Source organism: Nonomuraea sp. NPDC052116 (assembly GCF_040680035.1).
Lineage (GTDB): Bacteria > Actinomycetota > Actinomycetes > Streptosporangiales > Streptosporangiaceae > Nonomuraea > Nonomuraea angiospora_A.
The window spans coordinates 59497-84698 of sequence record NZ_JBFAWA010000022.1; the positions used below are offsets into that span (position 1 = coordinate 59497).

The 25202-nt window shown below is 73.1% G+C and carries 23 protein-coding genes; 12 read left to right on the top strand and 11 right to left on the bottom strand.

Going from position 1 to position 25202, the window contains the following annotated elements; genetic code table 11:
- Position 1: 1 nt before the first annotated feature.
- The 3 genes from AB0L65_RS36275 to AB0L65_RS36285 are packed head-to-tail and all read right to left on the bottom strand — an operon-like array spanning position 2 to position 3652.
- Positions 2-1816 carry a protein kinase gene (locus tag AB0L65_RS36275; RefSeq protein WP_364254876.1) on the bottom strand — a complete coding sequence of 605 codons (1815 nt, stop codon included), beginning with the start codon at positions 1814-1816 and terminating at the stop codon, positions 2-4.
- Positions 1813-3009 (bottom strand): hypothetical protein, encoded by a 1197-nt coding sequence (locus AB0L65_RS36280; protein ID WP_364254879.1) that lies wholly within the window; start codon positions 3007-3009, stop codon positions 1813-1815. The genes AB0L65_RS36275 and AB0L65_RS36280 overlap by 4 nt, the downstream gene beginning before the upstream one ends.
- A 10-nt stretch (positions 3010-3019) precedes the next feature.
- Positions 3020-3652, bottom strand: a complete 633-nt coding sequence (locus tag AB0L65_RS36285; RefSeq protein WP_363966874.1) for a hypothetical protein — start codon at positions 3650-3652, stop codon at positions 3020-3022.
- A gap of 127 nt (positions 3653-3779) precedes the next feature.
- Here AB0L65_RS36285 and mycP point away from each other — a divergent pair, with 127 nt between their 5' ends.
- From mycP to AB0L65_RS36325, 8 genes are all read left to right on the top strand, one after another.
- Positions 3780-4976: a type VII secretion-associated serine protease mycosin gene (gene mycP, locus AB0L65_RS36290; RefSeq protein ID WP_364254882.1), complete on the top strand. Its 1197-nt coding sequence runs from the start codon at positions 3780-3782 to the stop codon at positions 4974-4976.
- An 84-nt stretch (positions 4977-5060) separates the two neighbouring features.
- Positions 5061-5384, top strand: coding sequence for a WXG100 family type VII secretion target (locus tag AB0L65_RS36295; RefSeq protein ID WP_192791395.1), 324 nt, complete (start codon positions 5061-5063; stop codon positions 5382-5384).
- Positions 5385-5400: 16 nt separating this feature from the next.
- The gene (locus AB0L65_RS36300; protein WP_350733964.1) at positions 5401-5700 is read left to right on the top strand and encodes a WXG100 family type VII secretion target; all 300 of its coding nucleotides are present in this window, start codon (positions 5401-5403) and stop codon (positions 5698-5700) included.
- Between the two features lie 5 nt (positions 5701-5705).
- Positions 5706-6041: a hypothetical protein gene (locus tag AB0L65_RS36305; protein ID WP_350733962.1), complete on the top strand. Its 336-nt coding sequence runs from the start codon at positions 5706-5708 to the stop codon at positions 6039-6041.
- A gap of 14 nt (positions 6042-6055) precedes the next feature.
- Positions 6056-7288, top strand: a complete 1233-nt coding sequence (locus AB0L65_RS36310) for a hypothetical protein (protein ID WP_364254885.1) — start codon at positions 6056-6058, stop codon at positions 7286-7288.
- A gap of 4 nt (positions 7289-7292) precedes the next feature.
- Positions 7293-7619 carry a hypothetical protein gene (locus AB0L65_RS36315; RefSeq protein WP_364254888.1) on the top strand — a complete coding sequence of 109 codons (327 nt, stop codon included), beginning with the start codon at positions 7293-7295 and terminating at the stop codon, positions 7617-7619.
- A gap of 2 nt (positions 7620-7621) precedes the next feature.
- Entirely contained in the window at positions 7622-8323 is a 702-nt protein-coding gene (locus AB0L65_RS36320; protein WP_364254891.1) for a hypothetical protein, read from the top strand.
- Positions 8320-8748: a hypothetical protein gene (locus AB0L65_RS36325; RefSeq protein WP_364254894.1), complete on the top strand. Its 429-nt coding sequence runs from the start codon at positions 8320-8322 to the stop codon at positions 8746-8748. Before AB0L65_RS36320 ends, AB0L65_RS36325 begins: the two co-directional genes overlap by 4 nt.
- Before the next feature lie 10 nt (positions 8749-8758).
- Here AB0L65_RS36325 and eccCa read toward each other — a convergent pair whose 3' ends face one another.
- Complete coding sequence (eccCa, locus tag AB0L65_RS36330; protein WP_364254897.1) at positions 8759-12754, bottom strand: type VII secretion protein EccCa; 3996 nt, start codon at positions 12752-12754, stop codon at positions 8759-8761.
- Positions 12755-12856: 102 nt separating this feature from the next.
- Between eccCa and eccD the strand changes: the two genes are divergently transcribed.
- On the top strand, positions 12857-14251 hold the full coding sequence (gene eccD / locus AB0L65_RS36335; RefSeq protein WP_364254900.1) for a type VII secretion integral membrane protein EccD: 1395 nt from the start codon (positions 12857-12859) through the stop codon (positions 14249-14251).
- On the opposite strand, the gene AB0L65_RS36340 is transcribed toward eccD, so the two are convergent.
- Together AB0L65_RS36340 and AB0L65_RS36345 are read right to left on the bottom strand one after the other, a co-directional pair.
- Positions 14248-15087 carry a hypothetical protein gene (locus AB0L65_RS36340; protein ID WP_364254903.1) on the bottom strand — a complete coding sequence of 280 codons (840 nt, stop codon included), beginning with the start codon at positions 15085-15087 and terminating at the stop codon, positions 14248-14250. The two genes, eccD and AB0L65_RS36340, sit on opposite strands and share 4 nt — an antisense overlap.
- A complete protein-coding gene (locus tag AB0L65_RS36345; RefSeq protein WP_350733947.1) occupies positions 15084-15401 on the bottom strand; it encodes a hypothetical protein in 318 nt (105 codons plus the stop codon). The genes AB0L65_RS36340 and AB0L65_RS36345 overlap by 4 nt, the downstream gene beginning before the upstream one ends.
- A 151-nt stretch (positions 15402-15552) precedes the next feature.
- Here AB0L65_RS36345 and eccB point away from each other — a divergent pair, with 151 nt between their 5' ends.
- Positions 15553-16971 (top strand): type VII secretion protein EccB, encoded by a 1419-nt coding sequence (gene eccB / locus AB0L65_RS36350; RefSeq protein WP_364254906.1) that lies wholly within the window; start codon positions 15553-15555, stop codon positions 16969-16971.
- Here the strand turns inward: eccB and AB0L65_RS36355 are convergent.
- From AB0L65_RS36355 to AB0L65_RS36365, 3 genes are read right to left on the bottom strand one after another with little or no spacing between them, the layout of a single operon-like run.
- Positions 16965-18044 (bottom strand): transglycosylase SLT domain-containing protein, encoded by a 1080-nt coding sequence (locus tag AB0L65_RS36355; protein ID WP_364254909.1) that lies wholly within the window; start codon positions 18042-18044, stop codon positions 16965-16967. The two genes, eccB and AB0L65_RS36355, sit on opposite strands and share 7 nt — an antisense overlap.
- A complete protein-coding gene (locus tag AB0L65_RS36360; RefSeq protein WP_364254912.1) occupies positions 18041-18316 on the bottom strand; it encodes a hypothetical protein in 276 nt (91 codons plus the stop codon). The genes AB0L65_RS36355 and AB0L65_RS36360 overlap by 4 nt, the downstream gene beginning before the upstream one ends.
- 14 nt (positions 18317-18330) lie before the next feature.
- A complete protein-coding gene (locus AB0L65_RS36365) occupies positions 18331-19332 on the bottom strand; it encodes a winged helix-turn-helix domain-containing protein (RefSeq protein WP_364254915.1) in 1002 nt (333 codons plus the stop codon).
- Positions 19333-19783: 451 nt separating this feature from the next.
- Between AB0L65_RS36365 and AB0L65_RS36370 the strand changes: the two genes are divergently transcribed.
- Positions 19784-19972, top strand: coding sequence for a hypothetical protein (locus AB0L65_RS36370; protein WP_350733938.1), 189 nt, complete (start codon positions 19784-19786; stop codon positions 19970-19972).
- Between the two features lie 84 nt (positions 19973-20056).
- Here AB0L65_RS36370 and AB0L65_RS36375 read toward each other — a convergent pair whose 3' ends face one another.
- Positions 20057-21481, bottom strand: a complete 1425-nt coding sequence (locus AB0L65_RS36375; RefSeq protein ID WP_364254918.1) for a vanadium-dependent haloperoxidase — start codon at positions 21479-21481, stop codon at positions 20057-20059.
- Between the two features lie 333 nt (positions 21482-21814).
- On the opposite strand from AB0L65_RS36375, the gene AB0L65_RS36380 reads away from it, so the two are divergent.
- On the top strand, positions 21815-24154 hold the full coding sequence (locus AB0L65_RS36380) for a glycoside hydrolase family 3 N-terminal domain-containing protein (RefSeq protein ID WP_364254921.1): 2340 nt from the start codon (positions 21815-21817) through the stop codon (positions 24152-24154).
- Here the strand turns inward: AB0L65_RS36380 and AB0L65_RS36385 are convergent.
- The gene (locus tag AB0L65_RS36385; protein ID WP_364254924.1) at positions 24151-25140 is read right to left on the bottom strand and encodes an endonuclease/exonuclease/phosphatase family protein; all 990 of its coding nucleotides are present in this window, start codon (positions 25138-25140) and stop codon (positions 24151-24153) included. The two genes, AB0L65_RS36380 and AB0L65_RS36385, sit on opposite strands and share 4 nt — an antisense overlap.
- Between the last annotated feature and the right edge of the window lie 62 nt (positions 25141-25202).

Here is a 25202-nt window from a genome sequence, read left to right on the forward strand (position 1 = left end):
CTCAGGAGGGTGGCGGGGTGGCCAGGGGGAGCACGATCGGGGGCTGGACCTGGTCGTCCTGGTTCGTCTCCGCGGCGCCGCGGATGCACAGGGCCGACGACCACGCCACGGAGGAGGGCTGGCCGATGGCGACCACGGTGCCGACCTTGAAGCAGTAGCCCGTGACCGGGTCGAGGCCGCCCAGGGTGTAGGTGTTGCTGCCGCTCGCCGCCGGCACCAGCCGGTTGCCGGGGGCCTGCTGGATCACCACGGGATAGCCGCTCTTGCGTACCGCCTTCCAGGCGAGCGTCACGGTGGCGCCGTTGTCGGACACCATCTTGAGGCTCTTGGGACGGTACGCGGCCACCGCGGCGGGATCGACGGTCTGGCGGCGCGCGGGTGGCTCGGACGGCTTGCCCGTCTGCGGTGGCGGCTCGCTCGGTGGCGTCCGCCGGCCGGTCGGCTGGTCCGTCGGTTGCTGGTCGGCCTGGGGTGGGGTGCCGGGGGTCGTGGGGTCGAGGGCGGCGGCCGTCGCGCCGGCGGGTTGCGGTGCGCCGGGCCGGCCGTTCATCGCCAGTGCCACGCTGCCCACGCCCACCAGCACGGCCAGCGCCGACGCGGTGGTGACCAGCAGCGGGACCCGGCTGCGACGGTCCGGCGCGGCGGCGGGGGCGTGGGGTGCGGAGACCTCGGGGGGAGGCTGGGAGAAGGGCTGGGGGCCGGCGGGCGGCCTGACCTGGGAACGGTCGGGATCCACCGTCCAGACCAGCTCACGGGGAGCTGACCGCGCCGCCGCTCCCGAGTCCTCAAGCGATGGCGAGGGGGAGGGGAGACGCGCGGTGAGGGGCTGGCCCGCATCGCCGAGGGGCAGGTGCGCCGTCGGGGGCTGGCCCGGGTCCCCGAGGGGGAGGCGGGCGGTCGGCGGCTGGGCCGAGTCCCCGAGGGGGAGGCGGGCGGTCGGCGGCTGCGCGGGGTCTCCGATGCGGAGGCGGGTGGTCGGTGGTTGGGTCGGGCCCGCGGCGGGCGGGTGGGTGGCCAGGAGCTGGGAGGCGACGGTGGCCAGGTCGGTGGCGGCCGGGCGGGCGTCCGGGGTCTTGGCCATCGCCTTCAGCAGGGTCTCGGCCAGGTCCGGCGGCACCCCCGGCGGGAGCGGCGGCGGCGCCTCCGTCAGCACCCCGAGCACGAACTTGGCCGTGCCCCCCGCCCCGTCCAGCTGGAACGCGGGCCGGCCCGCCAGCAGCCCGTACACCATCGACCCGAGTGCGTACACGTCGGAGGCGGGCACGGGCGGATGGCCCTCCAGCTCCTCCGGCGCCGCGTGCACCGACGGGAGCGTGCCGTCGGGCAGCTCCACGATCGACATCAGCGCGGACATGCCGAACCCCGTGAGCGCCACCCCGCGACCGGCCACGATCACGTTCTCGGGCGTGACCCGGCCGTGCACGCCTCCGGCCGCGTGCGTGGCGGCGAGCGCGTCCGCCACCGACCGCAGCAGCCCCAGCGCCTCGTCGAGCGGCATCGGCAGGCTCCGTCCCGGCCGCTCGGCGAGCGTGAGACCGCCGTGGGGCGGCGTCACGAGGTACGGCCGCCCGTCGCCGGTGGCCCCCACCTCCAGCACCGGGATCACGCCCTCGTGGGCCGCCAGCGCTTCGGGGAAGCCGAAGCCGCGGACGATCCGCTTCAGCGCCCGCCGGTCCGCCCGATGGCACGCGAGCGTCTTGACCAGCACCTCCGCCCCCGTGGTCGCGGATTGCGCGAGGTGCGCGGTCCACGGGCCGTCCTGGCCGGCCCGTTCCAGCAGCCGGTAGCCGCGGACCCGCTCGGTCGTCACCGTCATGCGATCACGGACGGGCCGCCCATGTCATCGGTCTCGAACGCCTCGTCCTCCACCAGCGGGAACCTGGCCCGGTCGCGGTCCCGCTCGGTCCCGTTCTGGCCGCCGCCCATCATCGGCGGCATCATGCCCATCCCCATGCCGGTGGCGCCCAGCCGGCCCGCGCCGCCCGCGGGCGATCCCGAGCCGCTGAGCTGCGTGGCCGGGACGCTGCCCGGCAAAGTGCTGGGGCCGCCGCTGGTGGGTGCGCCGGGCGGCAGGTTCGTCTGCGGCAGGGCCGTCTGGGGCGGCTGGCTCGCCAGGTCCGTCCTGGGCGTCTGGGGCAGTTGGGGGGTGTTGAGCTCGGGGTTCTTCAGGTCCGGGGTCTGCGGGGTCTGGAGAGCGGGGTCCTTCAGCGAAGGGTCCTGCAGTGACGGGTCCTTGAGCGACGGGTCCTTCAGGGAGGGGTCCTGGAGGGACGGATCCTTCAGCGACGGGTCCTGGAGTGACGGGTTCTGGAGGCCGGGGGTGTCGAGGCTGGACGGGGTGCCCGGCAGGCCAAGACTGGGGGTCCCGTACGGGGAGCCCAGGCTGGAGCCCTTGTACGGGTCGCCGGTCAGGCTACTCGGCAGCCCGGGACCGAGCGGGAGGGACGGGTCGGTCATCCCCGCCTGCGGGGCCGTGGACCGCTGCTCCACGTAGCCCGCGATGGCCCCGTACACGTCCCCCATGAACCTGTTGAGCTGCCGCAGGTGATGGCGGGCGAGCGCGTGGCCGTTGGTGTCGCTGCCGAAGGCGTCGCCGATGTCGTCGTCGAGGCCGACGCTGCCCGTCCGCGGCACGTTGTTGTGGAACCAGGGGAGAACCTGGGCGCCGTACCACTCCAGGGGCGTGCCGACCGAATCGGCGGCGATGCTGATGCGCGCGAGGTCGCGCTGCAGCTCGCCGACGGTCTCGAAGATCTTCTGCAGGGACTCGCCGCCCAGCGTCTCCGCGATGCGCCCGGCCTGGCTGTGCAGGAGCTCCACGGACTCGGCGCACATCTCGGCGATCTCCTTGTACCGCTTGCCCGCGTCGGCGACGCGGACCGGGTTGGTGCCCTGGATCAGGGCGGCGACGCCGTCGCTGCTGTCGGAGTCGCCGTTGCCGGTCGGTGCGATGTCGTCGATCTGCGGCGCCCGGGTGTCCTTGAGCGCGTCCGTCCAGTAGTCGGTCATTCGTCCCCCGTCAGGTACGCGTGCGCAGGCCGCCCGCGATGGACTGGTCGGCGCCCTTGGCGGTCTTGACGGTGTCGTCGAGCGCCTGCACCACGGCCGCGTACACCGAGTAGACCCGGTTGATGGCGGCGTCCAGCGTGCTCTGCGCCTTGTCGGTGGTCGCCTTCATGTCGGCGGCGGCCTGCCAGCTGCCGAGGTCGCGGTCCGACAGCCCGGCGAGGGTGAGCCGGACCTTGAGGCTCTGGCCGCCCACCTCGCCCTGCAGGCGCTTGAGGTCCTGGCGGAGCTGTTCCACGGGCGACGACGGGAGCGGCCTGCCGGTGGCCGGGTCCTCGTACTCGCCGACCTTGATGAACATCTCCTTCTTCGCCGTCCCCGGGTCGACCGGGTTGCGGGCGAGCAGGGCCTCGCGGTCGGCGTCCGTCGGCGTCCGGGGCGCCTCGGGAGGATAGTCGCCGTTGCGGTGGAAGTGGATGTGGTCGGCGTACGACTCCTCGATGTTGTCCGGGTCGAAGTCGTACTCGGTGCCGCTGAAACCGCCTTCGTAGGTCTGGTTGATCTGCGGCCGCTGGTATACCGACAGGCCGAGGCCCGGCCTGGGGGTGCCGTGCGCGTCGCCTCCCTCGGCCTCAGGTGTCGACATGCTTCCTCTCCGCGGTCGAAGGACGTACCGGCACCTGCCTATCTCGCGCTCCACCCAGCGGCGCGTCATTTCAAGATATTTCTAAGAGACCAGCCCCAAATCGGAAATGTCGGCAGACTGCCTTACCGTGCCTTTCTCCTGGTACGGCGCCGCGGCCATCGGCCTGGTGCTGACCCTCACCCCGACCCCTGCGCCGACGTCCGGGCCGACTTCCGGGCCGACGTCTGGGCCTACGCGCACGGTCTCGTGTGACCCCCAGCCCGGCGTGGCGGAGGTCACCGGGAAGCCGTGGCCGCAGGAGAGGCTGAGGTTCGAGCGGGTGTGGCGCTTCACCAAGGGCGAAGGGGTGACCGTCGCCGTCGTGGACAGCGGCGTGGACGCCACGCATCCCCAGCTCGCCGGCGCCGTCACCGCCCAGGTCGATCTCACGGGCACGGACCTGCGCGACTGCGTCGGGCACGGCACGGCGGTGGCCGGGATCATCGCGGGCCGGGACCTCACCGCGCGCGGCGTGCCCGTCATGGGCGTCGCGCCGGCCGCCCGGATCCTGTCGATCAAGCAGACCGAGGGGAGCTCGGGCGACGTGTCCAGGCTGGCCCAGGGCATCAGGCGGGCCGCGGAGCTGGGCGCGGACGTGATCAACGTGTCCGTGCAGGCCCACGACCATCCCGCGCTGAAGGCCGCGGTGGCGTACGCGCAGGCCAAGGACGCGGTGATCGTGGCCGCCGCGGGCAACGTGCGGCAGGACGACGGCGTGGTCACGCCCGCGTACCCGGCCGAGTATCCCGGAGTGATCGCGGTCGGCTCGGCCTCGCCGGACGGCGGCAAGTCGGAGTTCTCCAACAGCGTGACCCGCATCTCGGTGACCGCCCCCGGAGCCGGGATCACGAGCGCGTGGACCGGCGGCGGCTACCGTACGGAACTGGACGGCACCAGCTTCGCCGCCCCCTTCGTGGCGGGCGTCGCCGCCCTGGTCAGAGCCCGGCACCCCGAACTCGACCACTGGCAGGTCAAGCGCCGGCTGGAGCGCACGGCGGACGGCGGCGGCGCGGCCGGCACCGGGGCCGGGCTGGTCAACCCGCTGCTCGCGGTCACCTCGGTGCAGCCCGACGCCGAGGAGCGCGCGCCCGCCGCGCCGCCGATCGTGCTGGCCAGGGCCCCGGTGCCGGACCCGCGTACGCGCGGCCTCGCGGTGGCGATCACGGCGGGGGCGGTGGGGGCCACCGCGCTGGTGGTGTTCCTGGCGTTGACGCTGCCCAGGGCCCGTCGCAGGGGCTGGCGGGCCGGAGGGGCCACGACATTTACAGGAAACTTGAAATCGTAGCCCTGCCCGCTTTGACCCATTTACTTTGATCCACAGTACGGAAAACCCGGTCGAATTCGGGTTCACGAGATCCGAGAGGTGCACGTGGCAGAGCCGACACGTTATCAAGAGGGCAGCCAGCACAGCGCGGCAGAACGCGCGCTCATCGCACACCAGAACATCACGCAGATTCACAACAGGCTCACCCAGATTCCCGCGACGCTCGGCGCCGCCTGGCAAGGCGAGTCCGCGAACGTCTACCGCCAGGTCCTCGACGAGTGGAACCCGCAGTTCAAGAAGGTCATCGACGCGCTGCACACGATCGCGGAGAACCTCAAGAGCTCGGGCATCACGTACACCGAGGCGAACACCCAGGCCAGCGAGGTCGCCACGAGGCTCAAGGCCGCGCTCGGCGGCGGCCAGCTCTGACGAACGGAGAATCACCATGACGGGTGGCGGAGACATCATCCTCGCCAATTTCGACGAGATGGACGAGATCGCGTCGGAACTGGGCCGGGCCTACGCCAATCTGGTCGGCGAACTGGCCGACCTCGAAGACGACCTCAAGGTCCTGGAGACCTGGGACGGCTCCGCCAAGGAGGTCTACCGGACGGCCAAGGAGCAGTGGAACAACGCGGTCGTGGCCATGGGTGACACCATGCAGCGCTTCGGCCCCGCCCTGCACGACGCCACGGAGATCATGCGCGACGCGGAGGCCATGAACATCCGCCGCTGGGGCACCTGAGGCCGGTGGATCAGCCTCTCATCGACCCGGCCACCGCGGGCGACACGGCGATGTGCAAGCCGGAGGCCCTCATCGACGTGGCGGGCAAGCTCGGCGACAGCCTGCTGCCCCGGTTGCGCGCGGCTGTGTACCAGGTGCCGGACCTGTCGCCGGCCGCCCCGGGGAGCTGGGACATCGCCCAGGGGTACGGCGAGACCGTGCGCAGGGCCCGGGTGGCGACGGGCGATTCGCTGCAGTTCGTCATGGAGCAGGTCCAGCGGATCGTCGACGACCTGGCCGCCACCGCGAACACCGTGCGGGACGCCGACCAGCGGGCCGCGGGCGCGGTGCCGCGTACGTGATGTGAGGGGACCCCTTGCCGCAACCACAACCGATCAAGCACGGCTGCCTGCAAGGCGGGAACGTCAACGCGTACGGCGGGCGCGAGGAGATCCGGCGGCTGGTGATGGGGACCGGGCCGGAGGAGTTTGCGCCGGTCGTGGACGCGTACAAGAAGACGTCCCAGCTGCTCACCGACACGATCGCGGCGCTGGGTGACAGCGCGGCGCGGCTGGTGGCCGACGGGAACTGGGGCGGGGAGTCCGCCAGGGCCATGCTCACGCGCATGAACCGGCTCCAGGCGTACCTGCAGTCGCTGCGCAACGGTGTGGACGGCGTCCCGCCCGGGCTGGAGACGGTGGGTCGCGAGCTGGCCTCGGCCAAGGAGCGCTTCGACAAGGCCACGGAGCAGCAGGAGTACTGGGTGGAGGCGAGCGGCATGGGCGCCGGGTCGATGGAGCCGCTCAACGATCCGGACGCGGACGCGCGGGCCTTCATGCAGCAGCTCAACGGCGTCTACCAGCGGGCGTACACGGCCCTGCCGGACGCCCTGGCGTGGGACCCGGAGCTGGCCTCGCCGGCCCCCTACCTGCCGCCGCCGGTCGGCCCCGCCTCGGTGCCGGCGCGGAGCGGCGACCTGCCGTTCGAGAGCACGGTGCCGGTGCGGTCCCGCACCGATCTGGCCGGCACGCCCGGCCACCCACTGACTCCCGCGGGCCCGCTACCCGGTCAAGCTGCGGTACCGGGTGCGCCCGCGGGGGCGTCACCGCCCACCTCCCTGGCGAACTGGCCGGGCGTGCCGCCCGCCGTGGGAGGCGGGCAACCCGCCCCGGCCGGGACAGCGCCGCCCGGGGCGCTGTCACCGCCCGGCATGGCCCCCACCCCGGCCGGACGCGACCCCCGCACGACTGGGACCATTACGGCCGGGACCACGAGGCCACCGGTCAACCCGGGCCGCCCGGGGACGAATCGTCCGGCGGACCCGTACCAGGGCCGTCCTGCCGATCCGGGCACGAGTGCCGCTCAGGAGCCGTCCGGGCCGTCCGTGCGGCCGGGCAGCGTGCCGGTCGTGGACGGCTCATGGCCCCCGGCCAGGTCGCCCGTGGCAGGGGCCGAGCCCGGCGCGACGGCCGCCGGCGGCGTGCCGTTCCTGCCGATGGGCGGGCCCGGGGACGGCGGGCAGAACGCCCGCAGGTCGACCACGGCGAAGAACGCCGACGACGACTTCTTCCGCCCCGAGGTCGTGCACGGCCCGCCGGTGGTGGGGTGAGGCCATGTCCGGCGACTTCGTGGCGACGCAGGCCGACTCCATCCGCGAGATGGGCCGCAACATGGCCGCCGCCCCCATGCGGGACCTGGAACGGATGTCCTCGGCCATCGGGCACGTCGATCTCTCCGCCGGCGCCTACGGCGCGTTCGGCCTGCTCGGCGGCTCGCTGGGGCAGGCGTTCGACGACGTCAAGCGGGCCGCGCTGACGTATCTGACGGCCAAGCGGGCCGAGGTGTCCGGCATCCATGACAAGGCATACGGCACGGCCAACACCTACGTGGACGGCGACGGCAACGCCGGCCGGACGGCCGCCGACATCACCAGGACGTGAACATGCTCGAACAACCGTGGTCCGTCATCGAGGGCTCGGCGATGGCCGTGACCGGCTCCCTGCTCCTTGGCTGGAACCGCGCCCGTTACGCCACCCTGGTCCTGCCCCTCATGTACGGAGACACCGCCCAGCAGCGGGCGGCGGCCGAGGTGTGGGAGGAGCTGGCCGGGGCCCTGCGGGCGCACCCGAACCTCGTGGACGGCTCCGTCAGGAACGTCGAGTGGACCGCCCCCAGCGCCGAGCTCTACAAGAGCACAGTGCAGCGGTACTCCGACGACGCCGCCGACAAGTCCGCCTCGCCCAAGGCCTCCGCCGACACCCTGCGCCTCACGGCCGGCGTGTACGACGTCCTCGGCAAGGCCGTCTTCCTCACCGGCGCGAGCATCCTCGCCGCCGGGGTGATGCACAAGGTCGCCCAGATGAACGCGTTCACGAGGGTCGCCTCGGAGGTGGCCGCCACCGGCTTCGGCCGCCGGGCGGACCACCAGGCCGGCGCGATCGCCGCCAGGGCGCGGGCCTTCGCGGAGGGCGGCAAGGGCGTGCTGGGCAAGGTGGCGCAGAAGCTGGTGCAGATGTCGCCCGCCAAGCAGGCGCTCGTGGGCGGCGCCGCGGCCGTCACGGCCGGGATGATGGGACAGTCGGCGGTCGCCGACCAGTTCAGCGGTACGAAACTCGAGGCTCCGACTCCGGGGGTGAAGGCATGACGGCGTTCGACGAGAGTGCCATGGACCGGCTGATCGCCGAGGCCCAGCGGCCCGCGGGCGGGCTGGACGACCTCTACGATCAGGTTCTCGCCGTCAAGGGGTCCGCGCAGGACCCGGACAAACTGGTACGGGTCGAGTGCTCGGCGCAGGGCGTCACCGGGCTGGACATCGACCCGAGGGCCATGCGCTGGGGCTCGCAGCGCCTCGCCGAGACGATCCTGGTGCTGATCGCCGACGCCCTGTCCGACATGCAGGCCAAATCGACCGAGCTCCTCGGGGACGTCCTGGGGGAGGGCCCGCTGGACCTGGCCGCCGAGAGCAACCCGGCCGACCTGCGCATGCGGGAGGCACGGGAGGCGTACGAGCAGGCCATGGACCAGGCGGTGGCCGAGCTGGGCCGCATCGAGCGTGACCTGGACCGTTAAAGGCCAGGGGTTAAAGGCCAGGGTCGAGGTAGGCGGTCTGGACGAGCTTCTCGCCCGACCGCCGGTCCACGTAGAGCCCGCGTCCCGGCGGGAGCTGGCGCGGGCGCACGTTCCCGAACAGCTGGCCCTCGTCCCGGGGACCCGACAGCATCACGGCGGGCGAGTTCATCTCCTTCAGCCGCCGCACGATCGGGTCCAGCATGCTCCGCCCGGCCCCGCCCATGGCGCGCGCCAGGACCAGGTGCAGCCCGATGTCCCTGGCCTGCGGCAGCAGCTCGCCGAGCACGGACAGCGGGTTGGCCGAGGTCGCCACGAGGTCGTAGTCGTCCACGATGACGTACAGGTCCTGGCCGGTCCACCAGCTCCGCGTCCGCAGCTGCTCCGAGGTGAGGTCCGGCGGCGGCAGCCGCGTCTGCATCACCTCCTGGACGCCCTTGAGCAGCTCCGCGGCGGCGGCGCTGGAGGCCGCGTACCCGATCCGGTGCTCGGTGTCGGTCGCGTCCAGCAGCGAGCGCCGGTAGTCGATGACGATGAACCGCGCCTCCAGCGGCGTCTTCCCGGCCGCGATGCCCCGGGCCAGCACCCGCAGCAGGTTGGTCTTGCCGCTCTCCGTGTCGCCGAACACCACGAAGTGCGGGTCGGCGTCGAAGTCCAGCAGGACGGGCGCCAGCGCGGCCTCGTCGATCCCGATCGGGACGCGCGTGCCGCCCTGCGGGGGAGCGGGCAGGGTGTGCGCGGGCAGCAGGGCGGGCAGCAGCCGCACGGGCGGCGCCGGATGCCCGCGCCAGGCCGCCGCCGCGGCCTCGACCAGGGCGGCGACCCCGTCGGTGAGGTCGTCCACGGTGGAGCGGCCGTCGATGCGCGGCAGCGCGGCCAGGAAGTGCAGGGCCTCGCGGGTGAGCCCGCGCCCGGGGGCCCGCTCGGGCACGTTCGAGGCCGCCTTGCGGTCGATCTCGGAGTCGAAGGAGTCGCCGAGCCGCAGCTCCAGCCGGGTGCCGAGCAGGTCGCGCACCCCGGCCCTGAACTCCATCCACCGGTTCGCGGTGCCGATCACGTGGATGCCGAACCCCAGGCCCCGGGTCACCAGGTCGCCGAGGTCGGGTTCGAGCAGCTCGTACTCCTGGCGCAGGATCGCCCAGCCGTCCACCACGATGAACACGTCGCCCCAGCCGTCACCCTCGAAGGCGCCCGAGGCGACCATCCTCCGGTAGGTGGCCATGGAGTCGATCCCGCGCTCGACGAACAGCCGTTCACGCCGGTCGAGCAGCGTCTTGACCTCGGCGACCGTCCTGCGTACCGCGTCGGCGTCCAGCCGGTTGGCCACCCCGCCGACGTGCGGCAGCCCGGTCAGCGAGGACAGCGTGCCCCCGCCGAAGTCCAGGCAGTAGAACTGCACCTCCCTGGGGGTGTGCGTGAGCGCGAGCGAGGCGATCAGCGTGCGCAGCAGCGTGCTCTTGCCCGTCTGCGGCGCGCCGACGATCGCGACGTTGCCCGCCGCCCCGGACAGGTCCAGCCAGTACGGGTCACGCCGCTGGTCGAACGGGCTGTCCACGATCCCCGCCACGGCGTGCAGCCGCCCCGGCCGGTCCTGGCCGGTGCCCGCGGCCGTCAGCCCGTGCTCCGGCGAGACCTCGACGGGCGGCAGCAGTTGGTCGAGCGAGGCGGCCTCCTTGAGCGGCGGCAGCCAGATCCGGTGCGCCGCGGGCCCCTGCCCGGCCAGCCGGCCCACCACGATCTCCAGCAGGCTGTCCTTCTTGCCCTGCTTTCCGGGATCCGCCACCACCGGCGGGGCCTGCTCGACGGGCGGCATCGGCACCCGCTCGGGCCCGTACCAGACGATCTTCCCGCGGTGCCCGGCGCGCGCCGTCACCGCCGGCCCCTGCGCCGAGGCGAGCTGGTACGGCCCCGACACGTACGCCGCCTTGAACCGCGTCATGCCCGTGGTCTCGAACATCAGGTAGGCGTTGCCCGGCTCGGGCGGCAGCGAGTACGCGTCCGCCACCCCCAGCACGGCCCGGCTCTCGGCCGCCGAGAACGTCCGCAGGCCGATCCGGTACGACAGGTGCGTGTCGAGCCCGCGCAGCCGCCCCGACTCCAGCCGCTGCGAGGCCAGCAGCAGGTGCACGCCCAGCGACCGGCCGAGCCGCCCGATCATCACGAACAGCTCGATGAACTCCGGCTTGGCCGACAGCAGCTCGCTGAACTCGTCCAGCACGATGAACAGCGTCGGCAGCGGCCGCAGGTTCGCCCCCTGCTCGCGGGCCTGCTCGTAGTCCCGCAGCGAGGCGTGGTTGCCGGCCGCCCGCAGCAGCTCCTGGCGGCGTACCAGCTCGCCGTGGAGCGCGTCGTGCATGCGGTCCACCAGCGGCAGCTCGTCCTCCAGGTTCGTGATGACCGCCGAGACGTGCGGCAGCGTGTCCAGCCCGAGGAAGGTGGCGCCGCCCTTGAAGTCGACGAGCACGAAGTTCAGGGTCTCGGAGGAGTGCGTGATCGCCAGCGAGAGCACGAGCGTGCGCAGCAGCTCCGACTTCCCGGAGCCGGTCGCGCCGACCACGAGCCCGTGCGGGCCCATGCCGCCCTGGGCGGCCTCCTTGATGTCCAGCTCGACGGGCCGCCCGTCGGCGCCCAGGCCGATCGGGACGCGCAGCCGGTTCCTGACCGGGCGGGGCTGCCACGTCTGGGCAGGCGCGAGCCGCCGCGCGTCGCCGATCCGCAGCAGCTCGGTGAGCGTCGTGTTCGTGGCGAAGACGTCCCGTACCTCCTCCGCGCCGGCCCCCGAGCCGGTCCGCATCGGCGCGAGCTGCCTGACCAGGGCCGCGAACGCGGGCGGGTCGAGCCGGTCCGGCCGCCCCAGCCGCGACCTGACCTCCTTGCCGAGCTCGTCCTCGGCGACCCGGACCACCTCGTCCGCGCCGACCTCCAGCCGCAGCGTGAGCTGCGCGGGCACCTGCGCGGTGCTGCCGCCGACGTCGATCACGGTCACGCCCTCGATGACGTCCAGGCCGAGCTGGCTGCCCGCGGGCACCATGCCGCCGTCCATGACGACCACGTGGTACGGCAGCGCGTCCGGCGAGAGCCCCTTGCTGAAGCGCGGCCGGTCCTTCAGCTCGAACCCCAGCAGGTCGTCCAGCTCGCCCAGATCCCCCGAGACCAGCCGCACGGGGCCCGCCCCGTCCTCCTCGGTGGGGTGCAGGGCGTGCGGCAGCCACTTGACCGGCTCCCACTCGCGGGCCCTTTCGGCGCCCGCGCAGACCGAGATCCGCAGATCCTCCGGCGAGTGCAGCGCCGCCGCCTGGGCCAGCAGGGCCCGTACGAGCCCGCGCGCCGCCGCCGGGTCGCCCGTGATCACGATCCTGGCGAACGAGTGCAGCGCCAGCGCCACCGGCAGCCCGGGAACGGTGGCGTGCGTGCGGACGAACCGCCGCAGCGCGCCCGCCGTCACCGGGTCGAGGTCCTCGATCGGCTTGGTCTCCGGCGGGATCAGCGGCAGCGCCAGCCGCTGCGCCGAAGTGGCGATCCTGATCTGGGCGAAGTCGTCGTCGCGGGGCCGCCGCTCCCACAGCCGGGTGGTCATCACCAGCGACCACAGGGCGGCCGGGTCCGGATGGCTCCAGGTCATGACCTTGTGCTGCTGCGCGGCGGCGGCCCGGACCCGCTTCCTGACCTGCTCCAGGTAGCGGTAGTAGTCGCGGCGCTGGCCGTTGAGCTGGCTCTTGCGCTCGCCCGCGCCGCGCATCATCTGGCCCACGGTCATGCCGATCATCGAGACCGCGAACAGGCCGCTGGAGACCAGCATGATCGGGTTGTTCGTGGACCCGCCGGTGAACATCAGCGCCATCGCGCCCGCGCCCGCCAGCATCGGCAGGTACGTCAGGAGCTGGGTCAGCCCGCCGCCCGTCACCGTCTCGGGGATCTCGGGCGGGGACTCCAGCAGGACCTCGCCGCCGGGAGGTTCGGGTGGCCGGCGCCGCTCGGGCCTGCGGACCACGATCAGGCTGCCGCTCACGACGCCATACAAGTCGCTGACGTAGCGAAACAGGCGATATTTCAAATTTCCTGTACGTATTAAGCCCGTCGCGTTCGGTGTCCGATCCATACACTCGTCCGGGTGAGCGCCACCGGAACCGACCTGTGCCGGGTCACCGTCGTGACCCCGCGTGGATTCCTGGACCTGGGCCTGCCGCCGGACATCCCGCTCGGCAACCTGCTGCCTACCCTGCTGCGCGTCGCCGGCGAAGGGCTCGCGGAGGCGGGCCTGGCCCACGGCGGCTGGGTGCTCCAGCGCCTGGGCGGCCCGCCGTTCGACGTGAACGCGACGCTGTCGGAGCTGGCCGTGCACGACGGCGAGATGCTGCACCTGCGGCCGCGCGGCCACGAGCTGCCGGAGGTCGTCTTCGACGACGTCGCCGACGCGGTGGCGACCGGCGTGCTGGAGCGCACCGGCCGCTGGCAGCCCGCCACGACCAGGGCCTACGGGTTGCGCGCCGCCGCCACCCTGCTCGGCGCGGGCGCCGCCGCACTGCTGGCGACCGGCCCGCCCTGGCTGCCCACGGCCCTCGTCGCGGGGGCCGTCGCGCTGGTCCTGCTGCTGGTGGCCGTGGCGCTGTCGCGGGCCCTCGGCGACGCGCGGGCGGGCGCGGTGATCGGGTACGCGGCCCTGCCGTACGGGTTCGTCGCGGGCCTGACCGGACCGGCCTCGGCGGCCGTCGTCCAGCCGGACACCCTGCTGTCGGCCTGCGGCGTGGTGCTGATGCTGGCCACGGCGACCGGGTTCGCGGTCGCCCAGGGGCTGCCCACGTTCCTCGGCGTGGCCGCCGCCGCGCTGTCCGGGCTGCTGGCGTCCGGGCTGGTCATGGCCTTCGACCTGCCCGCGGCCGGGGTGGTGGCGGTGCTCGCGGCCCTCGCGGTGGGGCTGACCACGGCGATCCCCTCGCTGTCGTTCCGGCTGGCGGGCATGCCGCTGCCCGCGCTGCCGACGACGGCGGAGGAGCTGCGCCGCGAGAGCGGCGACCTGGACGGCGAGCTGGTGATCGACAAGACCGTGGTGGCCGACCGCTTCTGCACGGGGCTGATCGCCGGCGTGGCGGTGATCGTGCTCGCCGCCCAGGTGCTGCTGACGGTGGCGGGCACCTGGGCCGCGTTCGCCATGAGCGCCGTGCTGTCGCTGTCGCTGCTCATGCGGGCCCGCGTGTTCGAGGGCCGCGGCCAGCGGGCCTGGCTGCTGACCGCGGCCCTGCTGGGGGTGGCCCTGCCCGCCGCGGCCGCGGTGGTCACGGCGGTGGTCACGGCGGCCGACGGGGTGGTGCTCTACGGGATCGTCCCCGGGCTGGTCGTGCTCGCCCTGGCCGTGGTGGGGACGGCGCTGTGGCTGACGTCCGCGCGGCCGTCCCCCTTCTGGGGCCGGGTGGGCGACATCTTCGACATCCTGCTGATGATCGCCCTGATCCCGCTGGCGCTGGCCGTGATGGACCTGTACGAGACCATCCGCGGGCTGGTGAGCTAGCTACGGCTCTTGACCACGTCCTCGAGGCTCATGTCGCCGCCCGGCGCCTTGACCGTCCACTGGAAGGACCCCGTGCCGGGCGGGAGCGGCTGCCCCTGCGGAGGCGCGGCGAACGTCCCCGCCTTCGCGGGATCGACGGCCCCCGTGCCGAAGTCGATCGCCGCGGCGCCGGTCGGGCGCATGAAGGCCAGCTGCACGGCCGCCGTCCCGCCGACGCCCGCCGCGACGCCGCCCAGCACGTCCTTGAGCCCGAGCGAGCCGAGGAAGCGCTTCAGCCCGGCGGTCGAGGCGGCCAGCGACGCGCTCGCCTGGACCCCCGTCCTGCGCATGGCGATCCTGGCCGCCAGCCTGGTCTGCGGCGCCAGCGCGAGGACCTGCAGCGCGGCCAGCCGCAGGTACGTCTCCTGCGCGATCTTGGCCGCCGCGCCCCAATAGACCATGAACCCGTCACCGATGCTGTCCACGTGCCCCGCCACCCACTGCACGTTGGTGCGGAAGGCGTCGAGCTCGGCCCGCAGCCGGTTGGCCGCGCTCGCGAACTCCTTCTGGTCCCCGGCGACCCAGTTCTGCCCGGAGTTGTTGATCACCATGGTCATCGAGTTGTTCGCGCCCTTGTCGAGCCGCCCGCCCGCGCCCGCCTGGAGGTTGGCGGCCGCCTCCCAGATGCCGGGCACGTTCGCGACCGCGGGAACGGTGGCCAGCATGCCGACCACGACCGACGGCTCCATCCTGGCCGCCTTGCGCAGGATGCCCTGCACGGCCTCGGGGTCGGGCGGGTTCTTCGTCAGGCGCAGGGGAGAGCCGTCCCGGGCGCGCCCGGCCACCCTGGGCCTCACGGCTTCTTCACCCGCTGGACGATCAGGTCCTCGGCGGTGCGCCAGTTGCGCTCGGCGAAGGCCAGGTCCTCGCCCTCCCACTTCCGCATCACCGCGAGCGCCGTCTCGGTGTCGCGGACGAACGAGTCGATCAGCGACCGGTACAGTGCCCCGACCGTCCACTCGCCCAGCGGCCCCCAGCCGGGGAAGCCGACCGCGCGGTTCTGCTCGAAGATCTGGCGCACCTCGTCGAAAACCGGCAGGAGGTCGTCCCTGATGCCCCGCCGGACCTCGCCGATCGCGTCGGGGGTGATATAACGCGTATCCGGATTCACGATCATCAGCCTGTAACGTGCCGGGCGCGCGGGACAGGTACGTCATTCACTGGTCATTGATCATTCTCAATTACGAAACCAGACAGCTTCTCCCTATTTATCCCGATAAATTGGGTTAAGTAGGGGAGTCATGTGATCCGAGGGGCGGGAGTTGCACAGCCAGCGCGACCTTTATCAGGCGTACCGCCTCACCGTTCAGCGCATCGGCCTGGCGCTCCTGCGGGCCCAGCCGAACCAGCCCGAATGGCCGCTCCGCCGGCAGAACATCGGCTTCCTCGCCGGCATCATGGTCGCGGTCCTGCTCTGCGTCGGCTTCGCGGTCTTCGGCCTGCTGCGCCCGGGCGGCACGAAGGCGCTGGAGGAGCCCGGCACGCTGATCATCGAGCGCGAGACCGGCGCCAGGTTCGTCTACAGCCAGGAGCAGCGCCGGCTCATCCCCGTCGCCAACTACGCCTCCGCCCGCCTCGTGCTCGCCTCCCAGGACGTCAAGGAGCGCGTCGTCGCGCGGGAGGCGCTGACCAAGTACGAGCGCGGCGCCCTCATCGGCATCCCCGAGGCCCCCGACTCGCTGCCCGGCCCCGCGAACCTGGCCCGCGGCCCCTGGGCGGCCTGCGTCCAGGAGCGCGCCGAACCGACCGGGCGCAAGCCGTACGTGACGCTGGTCGCCGGGCGCGACCTCGGCGGCACGCCGCTCGCGGAGGGGAACGCGCTGCTGGTCGACGTGGGCGGCCAGCGGTGGGCGATCTGGCGGGGCGCCCGCATGCGCGTCCCCACCGGCATCGCCCGCGGGCTCACCTCGGCCGTCCCCGCCGCCGTGCCCGTGGCCTGGCTGAACGCGCTGCCCGAAGGGCCCGACCTGGCCGCGCCCGACGTCCGCGGGCGCGGCCGGCCGGTGGCGGGGCCCGGGGGCAGGACGGCGGCCGTGGGGCAGGTCTTCCGCGCGGGCGGCGTGGCCGGCGGCGAGGACCGCTGGTACGTGCTGCTGGACGACGGGCTGGCCCCCATCACGCAGACCCAGGCCACGCTGCTGCTGAGCGACCCCGACAGCAGGGCGGCCTACGGCGGCGGCGCGGTCAGGGAGATCGTCGTCGACACGGCCTCCGCCAACGCCGCCCGCCACTCGCGGACCGCCGTCCCCGCCGACGGCCTGCCCGCGGTCATGCCGCGCATGACCGCGTACGACCCGGCCAGTGCCATCTGCGTCGTCTACGCCGACACGGGCACCGGATCCACCCGCGTCCGGCTCACCACCGGCGCCAAGCTGCCCGAGCCGCGCGGCGACGCCACCGACCTGGTACGCCTGCCGCCGGGCAGGGCGGTGCTGGCCGGCGTCCTGCCCGGCGACGGGCAGCTGAACGCGGTCCAGTCCTACTACCTGGTCACCGCCGAGGGCCGCCGCTACGCCGTGCCCGGCACCGACGTGCTGGCCAAGCTCGGCTACGCCCCCGGCCAGGCCACCCCGGTGCCCGCCAACGTGCTCCAGCTCATCCCCGAAGGGCCGGTGCTCGACCCTGCCAGGGCCGCCAAGCCCGTGCTCGAAGGGAGGGGGCAGCAGGCCGCGGGTCAGTAGCCGCGGTAGCCGCCGCCGGTCTTCATCCCGACCACGCCGGGCACGCTCGAGACCGAGCCGTAGGTCGCGATGGCGTACCGGACGCCTGCGATGATGTTGTCCACCGGGTTCCAGACGTTGTCGTGTCCCGGTAGCTTCCACCGCTGGAAGGTGGGGTCGATCGTCTGCATCAGCCCCTTGGACGGCGTGCCTCTGGCCGCGTTGGAGTCCCAGGTGTTGATGCTGTTCGGATTGCCGCCGGACTCGTGCCGGATGATCGTGTAGATGTCGTTGACGTTCATCTTCTCGACCGGGTAGCCGTTGGCCTTGAGGATCTCGATGGCCTGGCTGATCCAGCCGGCGATCTCTGCTGGAGGAGCGGGTCCGCCGCCGGGCGGGGGCGGGCCGCTGGTGCCGTACCCGCCGAACCCGGCGCCCGACGAGCCCGTGGTCGCGGCCAGCGCGGTCGTGCCCGGGCCCTGCTGCGCGGGCGACCAGCCGAGCGGCTTGCCCGCGCGGGGGGCGAAGGGTTGCGCGTCCGGCTCGCCCAGCTCGGCGGCGACGTCCGGGATCGTGCCGAGCGCCTTCTGGATCTTTCCCGCCGTGTCGGACAGGACTGTGCCGGTGTCGGCGACGAGCTGCTGCAGCGTGCCGCGGGCCTGGTCGAGCGCGGGTTTCAGGCTCTGGGTGACCTGCTCCTCGGTGAGCCGCGGCTCGCGGCCCCGCACCTCCTGCGCGGCGGCGGCGTAGGCGTGGCAGGTCTCCAGCGCCCGCGACTCGGCCGAGCGCAGGGTGCTCGCGGCGGCGTCGAGGTGGCCCGCGCACTCCTGCAGCGCCTGCCGCAGCCCGTCGCCGCAGCGCACCACCTGGCCCATGTAGCCGGTGAACGCCTCCGCGCTGCCGCCCTGCCACGCGCCGCCCACGCCGGCGGTCGCGGTGCGGATCGCTTCGGTGTGCCGCTGGCCGGTTCCGGCGGCGGTGCGCCAGGCGTTCGCCGCCGCGGCGATCCCGCCCGGGTCGCCGATCACCTTGGCGGCCAGCTCGGCCAGCTCCGCGCCACCCGGCGCGGCTCTGACCTCGTCGAGCGGGCTCATGCTCGAACCGCGCCGCCATCGGCCTCGATGACCGTGCTCCGGACGGCGTCGAGCGTGCGCTCGACCGCCTCCAGCCGGCCGCCCAGGGTCCTCGCCGCCAGGTCGGAGACCCGTGCCAGGTCGGCCGCCGCCGTGGCCATGGCCACGGATCCGGACACGTCCCCGAACGCCGCCGCGCCCGGCGCCTGGCCCTTGATCCCCGAGAACGCGCCGGACGCCGCACCGGCCGCCTCGGCGCACGTGGCCAGCGCGTCGCGCTGGAACTTGAGCATCCCGCTCCTTCCCGTCAACGCCGGAACAGCTCCAGCAGTTCGTCCGCCCGATGGGTGCGGGCGATCCACACCTCGCGCCCGCGGCGCTCGCGCGTGATCAGCCGCCCGGCCCGCAGCCGGTCGCAGTGGTACGTGAGGCCGCTGGGCGCGATCTTCATGTCGGTGGCCAGCATCGACATGGTCATGGGCTGGTCGAGCGCGCACAGCAGGTCCGCGCGGACCGGCCCCACGAGCGCCGACAGCTCGTCCACCGCCGGCGCGACGGGCTTGCGCCACAACGAGTCCGCCCCGCGCACGGGGTAGGCGATCCACACCGCCTCCGGGCTGTCCATGCTGAGGATCAGGGCGTCCTTGCCGGCCAGCATCGGCACCAGGATGATCTTGCGGTCGCCCAGCTCGAACATGCCGGGTTCGAGGTCCGGGACGAGCAGGCCGTGCTCGCCGTACACGAGGCGGTCGCTGAGCGCGCCGAGCAGCAGCTCGGGGCCGCCGCGCACGGTGGCGACGCCGACCCGTTCGATCTCCCTGTCCAGCAGCGGGCGGCCGCGCTTCCACAGGGGTTCGGTGGTGTTCCAGACGTCGGCCAGGGCGCCGGCGTAGCCGAGCAGCCAGCGGGCCGGCCGCTCGGCCGCCGCCCGCCAGTGCGCGGGCAGCGGCCCCGGGCCGAACGCCTGCTCGAGGTCCCTGATCAGGTGGTCAGGGGGCGTGTCGTGCAGGGCGCTGATCTGGGCCTGCATGGAGACGTCCTGGCCGATGGGCGTGTGCGGCACCAGGATGTCCGGCGCGACGGAGTGGCCGGGTGCGGCCAGCGGGCGTACGGCCTCGTGGCCCAGCGGGCCCACGCGCGAGCTGATCGCCCGCCGCCAGAGCTCGGGCAGGCCGCGGCGGCGGCCGGCGAGGGCGTCGGCGATCATGGCGAGGACGGTCAGGTTGGGCGAGACGGAGATATAGAGCTGAGGAGTGGAGCTCACGCGCAGCTCGCTCCACACCTTGGTGCGTGTTACTTGGGCCCCCACAGGTAGGACTGTAGACAGGGAAGACATCTCCGGAGGAATGCTTCGAGAATGCTCGAAACGTCCGTAAGCGGGATGATCAACTTCTACGTGATGCGAACGCTCCGGCTTTCCGGGACGCGCGTCCGCCGCTCTGGGGTCACGTTCATGATGTGTCCTCTTTGTGGTGCTGTGCTGTGATTTATCGAGAACTTACGCCCCTCCACTAACTTCTCACTTAAAAGGCTCTAACAGACACTTGTCCATCACTGGCCACTGGTGCGCCCTGAGGGTCGGCAATCTTGCGTCCCGGGTCAAGAGATCGCCTCCTGTGAGTGGGTTTTTCCAACCTCCCTCGTCCCCGGCCCGGTGGCCGGGTCGCCCCTCGGGATGCAAGGCTTCCCGCATCCGCCCCGGTCCTCCTGCGAACGGGTGGCCGGGGTGGAATCCCCGCAGGGCACTGGAAGGAGTGCGTATGAGTCAAGTCGCCGGCCGCGTCGAGGCCAAGCGGATCAACGACCACGTGGAGCTCATTCACGTCGACAACCCGGACGCGGTGTTGGAAGTACCGCGCCGCGACTGGGAGTCGTTCACCACGGCGGTCAAGGCGGGCTCGTTCGACCTCGAGACGCTCAACCGGTTGGCCCAGGAGAACGTGGCCTGACGCCACGCCGCACGAAGAGGCGCCCGCTCTCAGCGCAGTGGAGCGGGCGCCTCCGTGGTGCTGCGTCCTGTCATGGGGCGGACGTCAGCCGCGGCCGGTCCAGTACGCCTTGGCGCGGTCCCAGGCCGCCGTGCCGACCGCGCGGCCGAGGGCGCGGCCCTGCAGGTCTCCCAGACGGAAGTGGATGCCGCCGTACCGGCGTGACATCCCGGCCTCGTCGGCCGCATCGGTGAACGTGGCCCAGCGCAACGTCACGTCCTGCGCCGGCGTCACCCCGGGCTCCACCAGCGACGAGCCCTTCGCCACCACGGCCTGCCCGCCGAACGCGTCGCCGCCGGTGAAGCGCTTGAGCACCTCGGCCGCCGCCCCGCTGAACGTGCTGTGCCCCGAGACGTACTCGGCGAACGGCGGCGTCGGGAACGTCGGCACCTGGAACGGCACCCACGTGGCCCCGTCGATCGTCCGGCCGCCCCACGTCGGGATCTGCTGCCCCTTGTACAGGAACCGGATCGCGGTGATCGGGCGGCCCGAGTCGTGGTCGCGCTTGACCTCCCACGAGGCGATCCCGGCGTCCATGACCGAGTTGGCCAGCGCGAAGAACAGCTTCACGTCCTGGTCGAGGCCGTAGTGGTCGCGCGCCGAGATCTGCTGCGCGAACAGGCTCCAGTGGCCGGGCGGCGTCTCGCTGTTGGGGCCGTCGGCCCAGTATTCGGCGATCGACTTCTGCCGGTCGGTCAGCGCGGCCGTGATGGACACGATCTCGGCGGCCTGCGTGCGGAAGCCGGTCGAACCGTAGGCGTACGGCGGGGGCACGGCGTCGGCGAGGCCGCGGGCGGTGCCGCTGAAGGAGGCCACCTGGCCCCAGTGCGGCGCGAGGAACGGCGGCGTGACCGTCGCCCCGGCCCGGTTGACGAACGTCAGCGGCGCCCACCGGCCGGGATCGTTGAGCGTGGTCAGCGGGTCGGCCACCACCACGGGGGCGTTGACGGGCGCGTAGCCGGTGGTGTCGGCGTAGCCGCCGAGCTGGTTGGAGCCGTCGGTGTGGCGGTAGTCGAGCACCGCCTGGCACGCGGTGACGCCGGTCTGCGCCGGGACGCTCGACGTGTCGGCCGGGTCGTAGCCCAGGTCGGTCATCAGCGCGTCGAACGTGGCCCGCTGCGCCGGATAGAGGTCGACCGCCGCCAGGTGGGCGGCGTAGCTGACGGCCTTGGCCTTGTTCGCATCGGTGCGCTCCGCCGCGGGCCGCCGCAGCGAGCCGCCCAGCCGGGTGCCGACGGCGACCGCGTCGTAGGCGGCCCACGCGTCGTAGGCGCAGGTGTGCACGATCGCCAGCGCCCTGGCCACGAGCGGCGGCCCCAGCGTGCCGGTGCGCACCGCGGTGAGCAGCGTCTGGTTCCACCGGACGACCACGTCGGGACCCGTGGCCTGGGCGGGTAGGGCGGGCAGGACGAGCGCGGCGGCGCTCACCAGCGCGAGCGCGGCCACGCGTAAGGATCTCAGAACGGGCAAGGCATTCCCCTCGCTGTCGGCGGCCCCGAGGGTTGTCCCGGGGCATGACGACGATTCCATGCTCGAACACATTTTCGGGCTAGCCTTCCGGTGACAGTCGCCTGCCGTTGCGGTGACCCCCGCTCGATCTTTTCCAGGCGCGTCCTGGGGTGCTGACCTGGCCAGTGTGCCTGCGCGGGAGCATGGCCGGATTTCTCGCAATTTTCCTTGATAACGCCGCAGTCCGAAAGTTTCGGCGAGCCATCGAAATATTCTTGACGGCTTTTGCGGTGGGCACCTAGAGTCCGAATTCAATGATCGGAATGAGCTTTCGAAGGTTTCAGAAGGAAGGCCATGACATCAGTGAACGCGCCGGGTCTGGCGCCCTGGCGGGACAGCGCGCGGACGGTCGGCGAACGGGTCGAGTCCCTCCTCGCGGAGATGACGCTGGAGGAGAAGGTCGCGCAGCTCGGCTCCGTCTGGCTGCAGAACGGGCCCGAGCACGGCAACGTGGCGCCCATGCAGGACCGCTTCGACAAGGCCGAAGGGCTGGACGAGCAGCTGGCCCACGGGCTCGGGCACCTCACCCGCGTGTACGGCACCGCCCCGCTGTCCGCCGCCGAGGGCGCGGCCCGGCTGCGCAAACTCCAGGAACTCGTGGTCACGTCGAACCGGCTCGGCATCCCGGCCATCGCCCACGAGGAGTGCCTGACCGGGTTCGCGACGTTCGGGGCGACCGCGTACCCGACGCCGCTGGCCTGGGCGGCCACGTTCGACCCGGAGCTCGTCGAGCGCATGGCCGCGGCCATCGGCGCCGACCTGCGGGCCGCGGGCGTGCACCAGGGCCTGTCGCCGGTGCTCGACGTCGTACGCGACTACCGCTGGGGGCGGGTGGAGGAGTCCCTGGGCGAGGACCCGTACCTGGTGGGCCGGATCGGCACGGCCTACGTGCGCGGCCTCGAAGGCGCCGGGATCATCGCCACCCTGAAGCACTTCGCCGGGTACGGGGCCTCGCGGGCGGCCCGCAACCACGCCCCCGTCAGCATCGGGCCGCGCGAGCTCGCCGACGTGATCCTCCCGCCGTTCGAGGTCGCGCTGCACGAGGGCGGGGCGCGTTCGGTGATGTGCTCCTACACCGACCTCGACGGCGTGCCCGTCGGGGCGAGCGCGGACCTGCTGCGGCGGCTGCTGCGGGAGGAGCTGGGGTTCGACGGGACCGTGGTGTCCGACTACTGGTCCGTCCCGTTCCTCGCCTCCACGCACCGGGTGGCCGCGGACGACGCCGCGGCCGGGGAGGTCGCGCTGCGGGCGGGCGTCGACGTGGAGCTGCCCGAGACGGTGTCGTACGGCGCGCACCTGGTCGCGAAGGTCCGCGCGGGCCACGTCGAGGAGGCGCTGGTCGACGAGTCCGTACGCCGGGTCCTGCGCCAGAAGATCGAGCTCGGCCTGCTGGACGGCGGCCCGCTCGTCCCGGACGGCGCGGACGACGTCGATCTGGACAGCCCGCGCAACCGCGGGATAGCCGCCGAGATCGCGGAACGTTCCATCGTGCTCCTGGGCAACCCCGACGGCCTGCTGCCGATCGGCCCCGGCACGACCGCCCGGCTCGCCGTCATCGGGCCGTGCGCCGACGACCCGCGTACCCTCATGGGCTGCTACGCCTTCCCCAACCACGTGCTCGACCGCTACCCGGAGCACGGCATGGGCCTGCCCATCCCGTCCATCAGGGAGAGCCTCGCGCTGGAGTTCCCCTACGCCGAGGTGCGCCACTGCCTCGGCGCCGAGGTGTCGGGTGACGACGCGTCGGGGATCCCCGGGGCCGCCGAGGTCGCGGCCGAGGCGGATCTCGCGCTCGTGTTCGTCGGAGACCGGGCCGGGCTGTTCGGCGGCGGCACGTCGGGCGAGGGCTGCGACGTGGCCGACCTGCGGCTTCCCGGACTCCAGCCCGACCTGGTCGAGGCGGTCCTCGCGACCGGCACGCCGACCGTGCTCGTCGTGGTCTCGGGCCGGCCGTACGCGCTCGGCGCCTACAAGGACCGGGTGGCCGCCCTGGTCCAGGCGTTCTTCCCCGGCGTGGAGGGCGCGGCCGCGGTGGCGGGCGTGCTGAGCGGGCGGGTCAACCCGTCGGGACGGCTGCCGGTGCAGATCCCCGGCACGCCGCCGATCAGCCCGTCCACCTACCTCCAGCCGCCCCTGGGGAGGAGAGCGGAGGGCATCACGGTGCTGGACCCCACTCCGGCGTACGCGTTCGGGCACGGCCTGTCGTACTCGGCCGTCGAGTACGTGGCCATGACGACGGACACGGCCGAGTGCCCCACCGACGGCTCGGTCGAGGCCCTGGTGAAGGTGCGCAACACCGGCACCAGGCCGGCGGAGGAGGTCGTGCAGCTCTACGCCTCCGACCCGGTCGCGCAGGTCGCCAGGCCCGTCGTGCAGCTCATCGGGTTCGCCAGGGTGGCGCTGGAGCCGGGGGAGGAGCGGGCGGTGGCGTTCGGCGTGCCCGCGGACGCGTTCTCGTACACCGGTCCCGACCTGCGGCGCATCGTCGAGCCGGGGACGATCGTGCTGTCCGCCGGGCCCTCCGCGGAGGACCTGCCGCTGCGGGCCGCCGTCCGGCTCACCGGCGAGACCGTCGTGCTCGGCTCGAAGCGGCGGCTCACCACCCACGAGACGCCGGACCGCCGGGCCGGTTAGGGCAGGCGCAGCTCGGCGAAGACGCCGCGGTGGTCGGTCCTGGGCACGTCCACGATCTCGACCCGGTTCACGGCCACCCGCCGGTCGGCCAGGACGTGGTCGATGGAGATGACGGGCGGCACGGCCCGGCCGTTCGGCCAGGTCGGGATCAGGCCCTTGCCCACCTGGTCGGCCGCGTCCACGTAACCGCGGTCGAGCAGGTCGCGGAAGGCGCGGTGGTCGAGGCTGGCGTTGAAGTCGCCCGCCAGCACCCGGATCGCCGACGGCGAGGCCGGAGGCAGCGCGCGCAGGGAGGCCTTCCACTCCGCCTCCATGCGCCCGAGCGGCGGATTGGGGTGGATGGCCACGAACTCGACCTTGCCGCCACCGGGCAGCGCCACGGTGGCGGCGGGCATGTTGTGGCCGATCGGGGTGAACAGGCCAGTCAGCTCCGTCACCGGATGCTTGGAGAAGATGCCGCTCCCGGTGGCGCCGAAGTCGGCCTGCAGCACCCGGTACGGCAGGAGCTGCTTCAGCCCGGCCGCGTCCAGGCGCTCGACCTCGGCCGGGGTGAGCTCCAGGGCGCTGAACACCTCGACGTCGAACCTGCGTACCAGGTCGACGACGGACTGCGCGTCACCGCGGCCGAACAGGTTGACCGACAGCACCCGCAGCGGCGCGCCCTTCGCGGGCGGCTGCTCGGCACTGAAGGCCCGCGGCGTCACGACCGACACCAGCACCGCGCAGACGAGCGCCGCGGCGAGCGCGGCCGGGCGGTTGCGCCTGAGCAGGGACAGGATCGCGGTCAGCGCCGCCAGCCCGGCCCCGATGGGGGTCACGGTCATGAGCTGGGTCACGAACGAGCCGCCCTCCATGCCGGCGACCCTGATGACGGCCCACAGGGCCAGCAGCGCGACGACCGTCCACGCGAGCCACCGCCTGCGCCGCTTCCCGGGAGCAGGGGAGCCGCCCGCCGTGGCCCGCCCGGTCTCCACCGTTGTGCTCACACTCCGCCGTCCCGTCCGCGCGTCGTTCCGCTGCTTGAACCTTAAACCGCCTTGGGGCGGCT

Coding starts and splice junctions, on each gene's coding strand:
- AB0L65_RS36275 (WP_364254876.1), bottom strand. CDS start 1,816: ATGACGGTGACGACCGAGCGGGTCCGCGGCTACCGGCTGCTGGAACGG.
- AB0L65_RS36280 (WP_364254879.1), bottom strand. CDS start 3,009: ATGACCGACTACTGGACGGACGCGCTCAAGGACACCCGGGCGCCGCAG.
- AB0L65_RS36285 (WP_363966874.1), bottom strand. CDS start 3,652: ATGTCGACACCTGAGGCCGAGGGAGGCGACGCGCACGGCACCCCCAGG.
- AB0L65_RS36300 (WP_350733964.1), top strand. CDS start 5,401: ATGACGGGTGGCGGAGACATCATCCTCGCCAATTTCGACGAGATGGAC.
- AB0L65_RS36315 (WP_364254888.1), top strand. CDS start 7,293: ATGTCCGGCGACTTCGTGGCGACGCAGGCCGACTCCATCCGCGAGATG.
- AB0L65_RS36320 (WP_364254891.1), top strand. CDS start 7,622: ATGCTCGAACAACCGTGGTCCGTCATCGAGGGCTCGGCGATGGCCGTG.
- AB0L65_RS36325 (WP_364254894.1), top strand. CDS start 8,320: ATGACGGCGTTCGACGAGAGTGCCATGGACCGGCTGATCGCCGAGGCC.
- AB0L65_RS36355 (WP_364254909.1), bottom strand. CDS start 18,044: ATGAGCCCGCTCGACGAGGTCAGAGCCGCGCCGGGTGGCGCGGAGCTG.
- AB0L65_RS36360 (WP_364254912.1), bottom strand. CDS start 18,316: ATGCTCAAGTTCCAGCGCGACGCGCTGGCCACGTGCGCCGAGGCGGCC.
- AB0L65_RS36370 (WP_350733938.1), top strand. CDS start 19,784: ATGAGTCAAGTCGCCGGCCGCGTCGAGGCCAAGCGGATCAACGACCAC.
- AB0L65_RS36380 (WP_364254921.1), top strand. CDS start 21,815: ATGACATCAGTGAACGCGCCGGGTCTGGCGCCCTGGCGGGACAGCGCG.